Below are 13,409 nucleotides of genomic sequence, written 5' to 3' on the forward strand. Positions count from 1 at the left end.
ACCTGGAGTCTCCCCCTCGACACGCCGAACTCCGTCACCAAGCCCCCGCCAGATTTCACCCCCGCCCTCTGCACGCTCGCTCCCTCCGAGGTCGGTTTCCGCGCCACAGCCCAGACAACCCCTCGGATTGCGGCGTGTCAGACCGAACCGGTAGTTTGCACGCATGCCGGACATCCGACTGCCCGCCGAAGCGAAGTACAAGACCGAGCTGGAAGCCCTCGCCGCCCATGACGACAAGCCCCGGCCTCCCGGTTGGGCGCTGTCGCCGCGCGCCGTGGAGATGTACATCCTCGGCGCCTCCAAGCCCGTGGGCGGCGTGACGATTACGCCCAAGTATGTCGGCGACAAGGGACTCATCCAGGTCTGCATCGCCACCCTCGCCTCGGACCGCGCGCTGATGCTCGTCGGAGAGCCCGGCACCGCGAAGAGCTGGCTCTCCGAACACCTGTCCGCCGCCGTCAGCGGCACCTCCGCCCTCATCGTCCAGGGCACCGCCGGCACCAGCGAGGACCACCTCAAGTACTCGTGGAACTACGCGCTGCTGCTCGCGCAGGGCCCCACACCCGAAGCCCTGGTCCCCTCCCCCGTCCTGCGCGCCATGCGCACCGGCAAGTTCGCCCGCTTCGAGGAGGTTACCCGCACGTCCCCGGAGATTCAGGACGCGCTCATCTCCATCCTCTCCGAGAAGCAGGTCTCCATCCCGGAGCTGGGTGAGGTGGTCAGCGCCCAGCGCGGCTTCAACCTCATCGCCACCGCGAACACACGAGACCGAGGCGTCAATGAGATGAGCGCCGCCCTCAAGCGCCGCTTCAACTTCGTCACCGTCCCCGTCGTCGAGGACCTGGAACAGGAAATCCAGATCGTCACGAAGCGCGAGGCGGAGCTGCGCAATGACTACCAGGTCGGCGTGCCCCCACCGGAGGAGCTGTCTCGAATCCTGCTGACGCTCTTCCAGGAGCTGCGCAAGGGCGTCACGAAGGACGGCAAGACGAAGGTCCGCACCCCGGGCGCCGTGCTGTCCACCGCGGAGGCCATCAGCGTGCTGTTCAACAGCTCCATCCTCGCGGAGCAGTTCGGCGACGGGAAGGTCACCCCCCACGAGCTGGCCGCCTCGCTGGTGGGCGCCGTGGTGAAGGAGCAGGAGGACGACGTGAAGGCCCTGCGCGAGTACATGGAGACCGTCGCCAAGGGCCGCACCGGCGCGTGGAAGGACCTCTACTCCGCCAGCAAGAAGCTCCTGAGGGGCTGATGGACCTGGACCTGCTCTCCCGGGTGCACCTGTTCCCCGTGCGCCACCACTCGCCGCGCACCACGGCGGTGCTCGGGCGCTGGCTGGAGCGCGTGAAGCCCGAGGTCGTCCTCATCGAGGGACCCTGTGATGCCTCCGACCTGATTGACGTGCTGTGCGACTCGGAGACAAAGCCGCCCATCGCGCTGCTCGGCTACCGCACGGATGACACCCCGGGCTCGGCGCTGTGGCCCTTCGCGGACTACTCCCCCGAGTACGCGGCCCTGCGCTGGGCCAAGGTGCACCGCGCCCGCGCGCTGTTCATCGACATCCCCGTCGGCGTCAGCCTCGGCATGGACCGCCACGACGAGTCGGCCGGCGTCGAGAACGAAGAAGCCCCGGAGGCCGGGCACCCCGAGCACCTCCACGATGAAGAGCCGCTCACGGAGCGGTTCGCCCGGGAGCAGGGCTATCGCTCCTTCGAGGAGCTGTGGGAGGCGCTGTTCGAGGCTCCCGACTGGACCCCCGAGGGCTTCCGCCCCGTGCTGCTCGCCTGGGCGGACGTGCTCAACGCCGGTCCTCGCCAGGACTACCACCGCTGGCGCGATGCCTTCATGGCTCGCAAGGTGCTCGAAGTGGTGGCCAGCGGAGTCGCGCCGGACAAGGTCGCCGTGGTGGCGGGCGCCGCGCACATCGCGGCCTTCCTGGCTCGGGACGTGGAGCCCGCGCTGGAGGCGAAGCTACCCAAGGCCGTGCCCTGCGCGGTGACGGTGATTCCATACAGCTTCCCCCGGCTTTCCGAGCAGCTCGGCTACGGCGCGGGCAATCGGGCGCCGCACTTCTACCAGAAGGCCCACGAGGCCCAGTGCGACTTCCGGCGCGCGACACTGGAGGTGCTCATCGACTTCGCCGCGCACCTGCGCATGCGCGGTTTCACCGCGTCGTTGTCGGACGTGCTGGAGGCCTACCGGCTGGCGCTGACGCTGGCGGACCTGCGCGAGAAGAGCGCACCGGGGCTCGATGAGCTGCGCGAGGCCACCGTGGCCACGCTGTGCCGGGGGGACGCGACGCATGTCGACTCCTTCCTGTGGAAGAGCGTCGTCGGCCATCAAGTGGGACGGGTGGCCAGTCGCATCGGCAAGAACTCGCTCCAGGCGGAGTTCTGGCGGGAGCTGGACACACGGCGCCTACCGAGCACCGACAGCCCGGAGACCTTCACCCTGCGCTTGAACAACGCGGTGGAGGTCGGCTCCTCGGTGTTCCTGCACCGGCTGCGCGTGGCCGGGATTCCGTATGCGACGCTGGCGGCCACCGGACAGCAGCGCGCTTCGCCCCAAGAGGCCGGCGGACAGGCCGCGCTGACGCGGGTGCGCGAGTCGTGGCAGGCGCAGTGGACGCCGTCCACGGACGTAGCGCTGGTGGAGAAGATTGTCCTCGGCGACTCGCTGGAAGCCGTGACGACCCGCGTCCTCCAGGAGCACCTGGATGCGGCGAAGACCACGGGCGCAGCCGCGGAGGTGTTGCTGGAGTCGGTGATTACCGGCTGCCCTCAGACCATGGCGTCGGCGCTGCGCGCCTGTGACACGCACGCGGCCACGGACGTGGACCTGCCGTCGCTCGCGTCGGCGGCTCGCGCGCTGTCCGGACTGGTGGCCTATGGCACCTCGCGCGCTCACACGGACGTGGGCGACGAGGCGGTGACGGTGCTGTGCCAGAAGACCTTCTCCCGCGCGCTGCTGCGCGTGAGTGAGTCGTGCGCCTGCGCTCCGGACGCCCTGCCCTCCGTGACGGAGGCGCTGCGCACCCTGCACGAGGTGGCGTTGGCCCAGCCGCTCGCGGACAAGGCCGGGTGGCTGGCGGAGGCTCGCGAGCTGATGGGCAGCAACACCGTGCACCCGGCGACGTCGGGCCTGGCCACGGGCCTGCTCTACCTGGCGCATGAGCTGAGCGAGTCGGAGGTGGCGACCATCGTCGGGCTGCGGCTGTCGCTGGCGGTGGCTCCCGAAGAGGGCGCGTCCTGGCTGGAGGGCTTCCTGGGCGTCAACGCGCTGGTGCTGGTGAAGAACCGCGAGGTGGTGAAGGCCCTGGATGACTTCCTGTCCAGCATCGACCCCGAGCGCTTCCGTCAGACCCTGCCGGTATTGAGAAGAGCCCTCGCCGTGCTGGGTACCACCGAGCGTCGCTACCTCATGGAGAACGTGGTGGCGGTGCGACAGCTCGGAGAGAAGGGCCGCGCCGTGAAGACGGTGCTCGCGGAGAAGGACACGGAGAAACTCAAGAGCATGAGCGCCGAGCTGGGCAAGGCACTCGACGACCTGGACGACCTGCTATGAGCGTGGACCCCAAGGAACTGGCGGAGAAGGACCGGGAGGCACTGCTGCGCTGGCGGCTCGCGCTGGGCCCGACGGCGGAGAAGACGGGGGCCTGTCCCTCCCTGCGCGCCCTGGGTGCCCAGGCGGGCTCGGTGGGCGTGGGCCAGGGAGACCTGGAGGCGCTGGATGACGCGCTGTCCTTCGTCTACGGAGACAAGCGCGCGACCTCGTCCGGCTCGCGCCCGTACATCCCCGAGTGGCTGGGCGCCCTGCGCGGCTTCTTCCGCGATGATGTGATTGCGCTCGTCCAGAAGGACGCCATCGAGAAGAAGGGGCTCACCCAGCTCCTCTTCGAGCCGGAGACGCTGCCCTTCCTCGACAAGAACGTGGAGCTGGTGACGACGCTGGTCAGCGCACGCGGCCTCATCCCCGACGAGGCGAAGGCGATTGCCCGGCAGATTGTCCGCGAGGTGGTGGAGGAGCTGCGCAAGAAGCTGGAGTCCACCGTCCGCACCGCCGTGTTCGGTGCCCTGCGCAGGGACAGGACGAGCCCGCTGCCGATTGCTCGCAACATCGACTGGAAGCGCACGATTCGTCAGAACCTGAAGGGCTGGGACGCGGAGCACAAGCGGCTGGTGCCCGAGCGCTTCTATTTCTGGCCCAATCAGCGCCGTCACCATGAGTGGGACGTGACGCTGGTGGTAGACCAGTCCGGCTCCATGGCGCAGAGCGTGGTGTACAGCTCCGTCATGGCGGCCATCTTCGCGTCGCTGGATGTGCTGCGCACCCGCCTCATCCTGTTCGACACGGAGGTGGTGGACATGACGCCCCTCCTCACCGACCCGGTGGAGGTGCTGTTCACCGCGCAGCTCGGCGGCGGCACGGACATCAACCGCGCGGTGGCCTATGCGCAGGCGAACCATGTGCAACGGCCGGAGAAGACCCTCTTCCTGCTCATCACCGACCTCTATGAAGGCGGCGACGCGGAGGAGCTGGTGGCGCGGCTGCGCCAGCTCGTGGACTCGCGGGCGAAGGTGCTGTGCCTGCTGTCGCTGTCGGACGGGGGCCAGCCCACGTACGACCACGCGATGGCGGAGAAGCTCACCGCGCTGGGCATCCCCTGCTTCGGGTGCACGCCCAAGCGGCTGGTGGAGGTGGTGGAGCGGGTGATGCGCAACCAGGACCTGACCCCGCTGCTGACCGCACACAAGGAGTCGCGCCATGGCTGAGGTACGCAAGGTGGTGGCCAGCGTCGGTGGCCTGACTGAAATCATCGGCGACACCTCGGAGGTGGCGAAGGGCACTCGCATCTTCGACGACAAGCAGCTCCTGCACCTGTCCCGCTTCGAGAACCGCCTGTTCGCTGACGCGCTGGGTTCGGGGGCCACGCCCTACAAGGTGTCGCTGGTGTTCGGGGACGGGCGTGAGGTGAAGGGGCGCTGCTCCTGTGTCGCCGCGCGCTCGCGGCCCTTCTGCAAACACGCGGCGGCGCTGCTGGTGGCGTGGGCTCGCGCCCCGGAGGCCTTCGTCACCACCGACTCGGCGCCAGCTGGCGCGGGCGGGCCCGCGAAGAAGAGCGTGAAGAAGGGGAAGACGGAGACGGGCGAGCTGATGAAGGCGGGCGTGGCTCAGGTGTCCACGCTGGTGCGGGAGCTGGGCCTGTCCGGCGTGGCGTCTCTCTCCGAGGACCGGGCCGAGCAGGTGCGGGCCCTGGCGGAGTCGCTGCGCGCCAACGGGCTGCGCCGACTGGCGGCTCGCGCGGTGGAGGTGGCGGCCCTGCTGGAGCAGGCGGCGGCGCGCACGGGCACGTTCGAGCCTCCCGTCTTCACCGACCTGGTGGCCGACATGCTGCTCACCGCACGCAAGGTGGAGAAGCACCTGGGCGGAGAGCCACTGGAGGACCGCTACGTCGAGGAGCTGATTGGGAAGACGTGGACGAAGAAGGACCGCGCTCCCATCGAGGGACTGACGCTGGTGGAGTACTCCTTCACCACGCGTGTCACGCCCGACAACTTCCTCGTCCGGGAGAGCCGCTTCCTGGAGCTGGGCTCCGGAACCCACTTCACGGAGAAGCAAATCCTCCCCGCCTTCCTCAAGACGGTGGAGCCCAAGAAGAGTCACTCGGGCGTCGTCATGGAGGAAGCCAAGGGCGGGCAGTACCCGGGCTTCCCTCCTCGACGACTCGACCTGGAAACCATGAAGGCGACGCATCCGCAGGATGATTCGGCGCTGCGGCAACTGGTGAAGGTGGCGCTCCCAGACGTGGGCGCCGCGCTGGCGGCCTTCCAGGAGCATCGCAAGGACGTCTTCGCGCCGGACCTGCTGCCAGTGGCGCTGCGCGTGCAGACGCTCCTGGCGAGCGGACAGCGCTCGCAGTTGGTGGACTCGGGAGAGCGCGGGCTGTTCCTGCCGGCGGACCCGCGGCTGGAGGAGCCCTTCGCGGCGGCGCTGGAAGGGGCCTCGCTGAAGGTGGTGCTGGGAGACGTGGGGCTGGAGGCGGCGCTCCCCACGCTGTTCCCGCTCGCGGTGGTGGTGGAGACACCGGACGGGCTGGAGCTTCGCGGACTGGGCTTGAGAGAAGTGGCGGAGGAGCCCTCGCCGCGGCGGCGGCGGCGGGCGCGGCCGGAGGCGCCGGTGGCGGTGCCTCGCAGCGGGTGGGCGGAGGCGGCGCGCGCGGCGGGAGCTTCTCGCGCGGCCATCGCCCTGGCCGAGGTGCGGGACGAGCTGGCGGAGAAGTTCTCCAACGGTTTGGCGTCGCTGTCTCCTCGCGCGGTGGAGCCGCTGGTGGCGCGGCTGCGGGAGCTGGGGCTGGAGAAGCCCGGGGCGCTGCTGGAGGCGCTGGCGCAGCGGCCCGACGCGGCGGAGCGACTGGACGACTTCATCAAGGTGTATCAGGTGCTCGGCATCGCCCTGGTGCGGCTGGCGGGCGCGGCGCAGGTGCAGGGCGACACGCTGGAGCCGGTGCCCACGCACCCGAGCATCCACATCCGAAAGCCCGAGACGCCGCTGCCTCCGGGCGAGGCGCTCTTGAAGCGGGCTCGCGGAGAGCTGTCGCGCTACGAGGCCACGGCCCATGCGGCGCACTACTACGCGAACCTGGGCGCGGACTCGCTGCTGGAGTCCCTCTATCCCGCGTGGAGTGACGGCGCGGCGAGCACCGCCGTGGTCCGGGCGATGGCGTCATGTCCGAAGGAGCGCGTGCTGGAGGTGGCGAAGCAGGCCCTGTCCGAGCATCACAGCCGGATGGTGCGCCGCACCGCCATGCACGTGCTGGGACAGCTGGATGTCCATGCGGCGCGCGTGCTGCTGGACGGACTGACTCGCAAGGGCCACGACGCGGGCTTGCGGCTCCATGCTCGCGAGGTGCTCAACGACATCCAGGCGCGGGAGACCGGTCCGGGGTCCGTGGCGGCGCTCGCGAAGGTGAGGCAGGGGCGGATTCGGCCGCTCGCGCAGCGGGCGCTCTCAGAGCCGACACGGGAGGCGCGACTGGCGGCGGTGGACCAGCTCGAGGGGCTGGGGCTGACACAGGCGTGGCCGGTGCTGCGACAGGTGTTCTACGGCGACCCGTCGAACGAGGTGCGGCGACGCGCGGCCATGGCCCTGGCGTGGCTGGGGGACGCGGAGGTGCTGGACAAGTACGTGCACAGCGTGGAGGCGCGCGACGCGGACGACGAGGAGGCGAAGACAGCGGTGTATGCGCTGGGCGTGCTGGGCGACGTGCGGGGAGCGGAGACCTTGCTGGCGGCGTTCGCCGATGGGTGGAAGCCGAACGTCGTGGCCGACTCGCTGAAGACCTTCGGGCTGGCGATGCTGGAGCCGCTTGTCCGGCTGGCGGAGATTCGGCCGGAGGCGCTGGAGCGACAGGCGCTGCGCAACCTGTTCGAGCGATTCCCGGCGGACACGCTCTCGAAGGTGCTGCTGGCCCATGTAGAGGCGGCGCGCTCGCACCCCGAGCGACTCACGCGCTTCGGGACGTACTTGAAGCTGGGGAACGAGAACATCCACGGTGCGGGCAAGGCGGTGGCGGCGGCCCTGCTCGACATCCCCGACGCGGCCGGGGACAAGACGCTCTCCCGTGCGGCGAAGAAAGCGCTCGGGGTGAAGAGCTAGGAACACGCCTCCGAACGGGTTCCGCTCGTGCATCGCGACGCTCGCACTCCTCGCGAGCGTCGACACCTCCAGGCGAACACCGCACCACCCGCGAGGACGACACGGGCGGCGTCATCCGCGCCGCCCTACCCCGCTCGCGAGGACGACACGGGCGGACGCACCAGCGACTCCAGGAAGGAGCCGAGCGCGGCGTTGACGAGCGCGGGCTCCTCCACCGTAGACGAGTGTCCCCCTCGTGCGAGCCGCGCGAGTCGCGAGCCTGGAATCAACTGGTGGAGCCGCTCGGCCTTCGCCGGGACGGTGGCCACGTCCTCCTCCCCCACGACGATGAGCGTGGGCACGCGGATGTTCGGCACCTCGTGGGACACCGCGTTGCGGCGGATGACTCCGTTCACCGCGCGCCAGATATCCCGACGGTTCTCCAAGAGGCGCGCTCGCCACAACGCCCGCTCCTCCGCGCGGTTCGGGTCCGACAGGAACGTCTTGCCGAACATGATGCGCATCACCGAGTCCACCACCGGCCTCAACCCCGCCATCCGGGCGATGAGGTTGAGCAGCGTGTAGCGCGGCACGTTGGCCAGCGGCTCGGGGTCCGCCGACGTCTCCAAGAGACTCAACGAGCGCAACAGCTCCGGCCGGCGCGCCGCGATTCGCATGCCGATGAAGCCCCCCATGGACAGGCCGACGAAGTGACACGGCCCCAGGTCCAACTTCTCCATCAGACCCACCGCGTCCAGGTACAGCGTCTCCATGTCGATGGTGCTCACCTCGGGCACCGCGCTGCGGCCCTGCCCCCGGTGGTCATACGCGATGCAGCGATACCGCCCCCGCAACGCATCCACCTGGGGGTCGAACAGCCGCGTGCTCCACAACAACCCATGGCTGAACAGGATGGGCTCGCCAGAGCCTCCCGTATCCTCGTAATGCAACTCGGTTCCGTTCACGGACAACATCGGCATGGCGGTTCCCTCCCCACTCCCCGCAGGATAGGCCAGCCCGTGACGCGACACGCCAGCAGTCGTGCCGCGGTGCGCCGGCTGTCGACTCGCGGACGCCCACGGGAGAACGGACGTGCCCGGGTTACCAGAGCCCCTGGGCCTGGAGCAGGGCCCCCGTCTGTCCGGGAGTCGCGGTGCTGGCGGTGAACAGTCGCTCAGCGGCCTCCGGCGACGGGTCCTCCCAGGTCAGCACGCCCGTGGCCTCGTCCCGACGGCACACCACCAGGCTTGAGCGCACGTGCTCGGCGGACTCGAAGCCGAGCAGGTCCATCAGCACGGGGCTCTGGCTGGTGAAGAAGCTCTGCCGCCCCTTGAGCGGCTCGACGCTGGCCCGCACGAGCTGGGGGTGGAGGGAGTGGGCCACCTCGTCCACGACGACGACGGCGCGGGCCCGGGCCAGGTAGTGCTGGAGCGCGAGCAGGCGCTTCTGGCCATGCCCCAGGTGACGCGCCGAGACACGCGTGCCCCCAGCGCCCAGGAAGTCCAGCTCCAGGCCCCCGAGTGTGAGGGACTCGTACTTGCCCTCCGGCGGCGCCTCCATGGGCACCAGGCTGGCCTCCGCGGAGGTGAAGCCGAGCAGCCGCGCCGCGTCGCGCAAGAAGGGCACGGCGTCCGACGGGACGACGTAGCGCGCGGAGCCCCACTGCGCCGCCGCCAGCCGACGCAGGCCGTCCAACAGCGCCTCCGACGCGAGCCCCGTGCCCGTGGCCAGCACCCCCTCCGCCCGGCGCGAGAGGCGCAGTTCCACCTGGTAGAGCTGCTCGAAGTAGGCCAGCCCTTCGTCGAAGCGGCTCAGCCCCGCCAGCGCCGACACCTCGCGCGCCATGGCCAGCAGCGGCTCCACCGTGGCCGCGCCCTCGCCCGTCTTCTCCACCCAGGCGATGCCACCCGACATGAGGACCAGCCACAGCCGGCCAGCCACCTCGGGGGACAGCTTCTCCTGGACGACGAGCGACGCGTCGTCCTCGCGCGAGACGGTGACTTGTGTCCCCTCGCGGTGGATGACCAGCGGCCAGGCCATGTCGCGCGGCGACACGACGATGTCCATGGACAACCCCGAGCCCCCGGGCCCGTCCTGAGGCACGTTGCGAACCCGCACCGTGATTCGGCCGGTGTCCGCGCTCAGCGCGTACTCCACCTCGAAGGGCTCTCGCGCCATCGCCGTGAAGTCGGAGCTGGCGACGGCGGCGAGGAGGTCCAGCAGGAGCGTCTTCCCCGTGCCGTTGCGGCCCAGCAACACGTTGAAGGACGGGCTGAACGACAGCCGCGTGCCGGGCTTCACGGAGCGGAACTGGTGGACCTGGAGCCACTGGAGCTTGAGCATCGCCCGTCAGCCTCTCCCCCGGACACGCCAGGGTCAACCCCGGCTGTGACACAAAACGCTACTCCCGGAGAAGTCAATCAACACCCATTGTGAATATTTCTTGAGACAGTCAGGCTGCTGGTGCAACTCATTGACGGAGGTCACTCATGTCCCCCTCGCAGCCGTCCCTGATTCGTTTCATGTCGAGAGTTTCATTGCTCGGGCTCCTGGCCGCCGTGAGCGTCGTCGCCTGGAGCACGCCCGCCGAGGCGCGCAACATCGGAGGGGTCATCGGCTATGCGTCCAACGGACAGGGCGAGCCGCCGAGGGGGTTCGAGCCGTGGTGCAAGTTCACGTACGAGATTTCCTGCAGTTGCGCGCCTCACGTCGTCACCAACTTCAAGCACGCCACGGGCTGCTCCAACGAGAGCCTGGAGGAGGCCAAGAAGGACGCCCCGAACGCCTGTACCAACCTCTGCACGAAGGCGGCCGAGAACTCGCCGCGGGCTGGGGGCGGCTACAACACCGGCGGCGGCGTCGTACGACCGGGGGGGTCGCGGGAGGGCGGTGTGATGCTCACGGGCGCCGGCACTCTGGTCGGCATGGAATCGGGGGGCTATGTGGGGTTCGTCCCGTCCAGCATCGAGCCTATCGGGCACTCCTCCCATAAGGAGTGGCTGGCCGAGCTGCTCGTCCAGCATACCACCGTGCCATGGGTCTTCCTGGCGGACCTCGGCGACTCCAGCCAGTGGGAAGACGCTACCGGCTCGGCCGCCTTCATCCAGACCTACTGGAGCCACCAGGGCGCGCCCGCGCCCATCGGCGAGTGCCGCTACTCCGCCCAGCGCGCCTGCGCGCTCGAGGACCTGAAGGCCGGTGACAGCCTCCAGGTCTGCTCGAACGAGAGTGAGGAGGATGCCCGGCACATCGCCAAGACGGGCTGCGCGCCGCTGCGCTACGACGCACTGAGCCGCTCGTGGGAGAACTGGGCCCTCTACGGCAACTGGACGGAAGGGCCCTACCGGGCGCCTGCCGCGACCGTCCGCGCCGTGGGCCCCGGGCAATTCATCGGCTACGTGCCGTCCAGCCTGAAGGTCGTGGGACCGTACGAGGACTGGGCGAAGCTGGCGGACGAGTTGCTGGAGCGAACGCAGGGCACCGCTGTGTGGCTCACCGGACCGGCATCGTTCTACGCCTCCGATTCCGACAAGGAGTGACATACAGCCCGCTCCCGCCCCGCTGCTCGCACGCGGGGCGGGGTGACGGACGGCCCAACCCGGGAGGACGGCCCAGTCCCGCTATCCCCGTGAGCCCGGCTTGTCACGACAGGGCGCGACAGGCAGGCTGAGGGCACTTCCGACATGCGCCCTGCTCGTCCCGCCCTGCTCGCCCTCGTCCTCCTCGCATTGCTTGGCACGGCCGTGGGAGTCACCTTCGCGCTGCGCACGCCGGCCTCCACACCGGCCACCGCGAGCGCCTCCACTCCCACGACGCCCAAGCCCGCTCCCTCTCCCGTGGCCCAGGCCACGCCACCGCCCACGGAGGTGAAGGACGGGCACCCGCCGCGCGGTGTCTACGCCGGCGCCGAAGCCTGCGGTGAGTGCCACGAGGATGAGCACGCCGAGTGGAGCAAGGGCTGGCACTCGCGCGCGCTGTCTCCGGCGACGTCGAAGTTCGTGGTGGGCGACTACCGCAAGAACACGCACTTCAAGGGAGACTCCAGCGAGGCGTGGATGCGCCGCGACGGCGAGCACCACTCCATGCGCACGAAGGGCGCGGACGGGCAGCTCGCGGAGTTCCCGGTGCAGTGGGTGGTGGGCGGCAAGCGCATGCAGGACCCCATCACGGTGCTCGCCGACGGTCGCTGGCAGGTGCTGCCCGTCTACTACCACGTCACCGGCAAGGGCGAGTGGGTGGACTACTCGGAGACGAAGCAGGGCGCGCTCACGCCGGACCATCCGTTCTTCTGGGCGAACTTCCGTCGCAGCGCGCAGCACGCGTGTCTGGATTGTCACGTCACCGGGCTCGACGCGCGCCATGACCGCGCCACCCACACGTGGACCACGCGCTTCACCGACGCGGGCGTCGCGTGCGAGAGCTGCCACGGCCCCGGCGCGCGGCACGCCGACACGCAGGACCCGAAGGACATCGTCCAGCCGTCGAAGCTGTCCTCGGAGCTGGGCTTCGCGGTGTGCGCGCAGTGCCATGGTCCGCGCCGTCCCCTCTTCCCCATCCTCGACGGCGCGCACCGCTTCCAACCGGGCCAGAAGTACGAGGACTTCTACCAGCCCATCGTCCTCTTCGTGGGCAACGAGCGCTCCGGCGACTACTTCACCGACGGCCGCCCCAGCACCTCCAGCTTCGAGTACCAGGCCCTCATCCAGTCGCAGTGCCACCTCCAGGGCGGCGCCACCTGCCTCACCTGTCACACCGCGCCGCACGAGCCGCACGCGCCCAACGAGCTGAACCTGCCGGAGAAGACCGCCGCGAAAACCTCCGTCGGCTCCGCCACCTGTCAGCAATGCCACGCGGACCTGTTCGCGGCGGGCGCGAAACACTCCCAGCACACCAGCCGCGCCGCGCAGGACTGCCTGGCCTGTCACATGCCGCCCGTCGTCTCCGGCGTGCTCGACAAGTTCGCGGACCACGCGATGGACGTGCCCGCGCCGAAGAACACCACGCGCCACGGCATCCCCAATGCCTGCAACACCTGTCACACGAAGCAGACGCCCGAGGCCATGGACCAGGCCCTGACGAAAATGTGGCCGGACTCCGCGAAGCGGCAGGAGCGCCGCGTGCGGCTGGCGGACGCCTTCGACGACAAGACGGCGGACACCAGCCGGCCCGCGCTGGAGGCCGTGCTCTCCGACACGAAGGAGGCGGCGTCGCTGCGCGGCGTGGCGGCGAAGGTGCTCGGGCGTCGCTACAAGAAAGACGCCGTGCCCGCCCTGCGCGCCGCGCTGAAGGGCACACAGGACAGCCTGCTGCGCGCGGACGTCATCGAGGCGCTGGGCGCCGTGGGCGGCAAGGAGGCCACCGAGGACCTGGCGGCGCTGCTCCAGGACGGCTCCACGTGGGTGCGCCAGTCCGCGGCGCTGACGCTGGCGAGCTTCGGTGACGCGCGCGGCGCCGCGGCCGTGGAGGTGCTGGCGTCGCGACCGGAGACCTCAGGGCTCGTCCAGCCGCACCTCATGTTGGGACAGCTCGCCATGCGCCGGAAGGACCTGACCACCGCCATCCGAGAGTTCGAGAAGGCGTTGGATTTGCAGCCCTACAACGCCGACGCGCTCGTCCGTCTGGCCGACCTTTATGTCGTCCAGGGACAGGTGGAGAAGGGCAAGGAGCGGCTCGAGGACGCGCTGCGCTTCGACCCACAGAGCCGCGCGGCGAAGCAGCGTCTGTCCATGCTCAAACAGGGCCGCTGAGGCAGCAGCCACGCGGAGGACTCAAGCCCT

8 protein-coding genes are annotated in these 13,409 nt (G+C 69.8%); 6 read left to right on the top strand and 2 right to left on the bottom strand.

Annotation, left to right across the window (positions count from 1 at the left end):
• Positions 1 to 163: 163 nt before the first annotated feature.
• Genes ACN469_RS04845 through ACN469_RS04860 form a run of 4 tightly spaced genes read left to right on the top strand, consistent with a single transcriptional unit; the run spans position 164 to position 7,653 of the window.
• Positions 164 to 1,249, top strand: coding sequence for an ATP-binding protein (locus ACN469_RS04845; RefSeq protein WP_498764596.1), 1,086 nt, complete (start codon positions 164 to 166; stop codon positions 1,247 to 1,249).
• On the top strand, positions 1,249 to 3,561 hold the full coding sequence (locus ACN469_RS04850) for a DUF5682 family protein (protein ID WP_498764598.1): 2,313 nt from the start codon (positions 1,249 to 1,251) through the stop codon (positions 3,559 to 3,561). The genes ACN469_RS04845 and ACN469_RS04850 overlap by 1 nt, the downstream gene beginning before the upstream one ends.
• Complete coding sequence (locus tag ACN469_RS04855) at positions 3,558 to 4,769, top strand: VWA domain-containing protein (protein ID WP_498764599.1); 1,212 nt, start codon at positions 3,558 to 3,560, stop codon at positions 4,767 to 4,769. Before ACN469_RS04850 ends, ACN469_RS04855 begins: the two co-directional genes overlap by 4 nt.
• The gene (locus ACN469_RS04860) at positions 4,762 to 7,653 is read left to right on the top strand and encodes a YehQ family protein (RefSeq protein ID WP_498764601.1); all 2,892 of its coding nucleotides are present in this window, start codon (positions 4,762 to 4,764) and stop codon (positions 7,651 to 7,653) included. Before ACN469_RS04855 ends, ACN469_RS04860 begins: the two co-directional genes overlap by 8 nt.
• Before the next feature lie 125 nt (positions 7,654 to 7,778).
• Here the strand turns inward: ACN469_RS04860 and ACN469_RS04865 are convergent, their stop codons facing one another.
• On the bottom strand, positions 7,779 to 8,612 hold the full coding sequence (locus tag ACN469_RS04865) for an alpha/beta fold hydrolase (protein WP_498764603.1): 834 nt from the start codon (positions 8,610 to 8,612) through the stop codon (positions 7,779 to 7,781).
• Positions 8,613 to 8,733: 121 nt separating this feature from the next.
• Positions 8,734 to 9,975: an AAA family ATPase gene (locus ACN469_RS04870; RefSeq protein WP_498764605.1), complete on the bottom strand. Its 1,242-nt coding sequence runs from the start codon at positions 9,973 to 9,975 to the stop codon at positions 8,734 to 8,736.
• Between the two features lie 179 nt (positions 9,976 to 10,154).
• Here ACN469_RS04870 and ACN469_RS04875 point away from each other — a divergent pair, with 179 nt between their 5' ends.
• Entirely contained in the window at positions 10,155 to 11,171 is a 1,017-nt protein-coding gene (locus ACN469_RS04875) for a hypothetical protein (protein ID WP_498764607.1), read from the top strand.
• Between the two features lie 144 nt (positions 11,172 to 11,315).
• On the top strand, positions 11,316 to 13,379 hold the full coding sequence (locus tag ACN469_RS04880) for a HEAT repeat domain-containing protein (RefSeq protein WP_498764609.1): 2,064 nt from the start codon (positions 11,316 to 11,318) through the stop codon (positions 13,377 to 13,379).
• Positions 13,380 to 13,409: the final 30 nt, after the last annotated feature.

The sequence above is a fragment of the Corallococcus terminator genome, assembly GCF_049194865.1.
In the GTDB taxonomy this organism is placed as follows: domain Bacteria; phylum Myxococcota; class Myxococcia; order Myxococcales; family Myxococcaceae; genus Myxococcus; species Myxococcus terminator_A.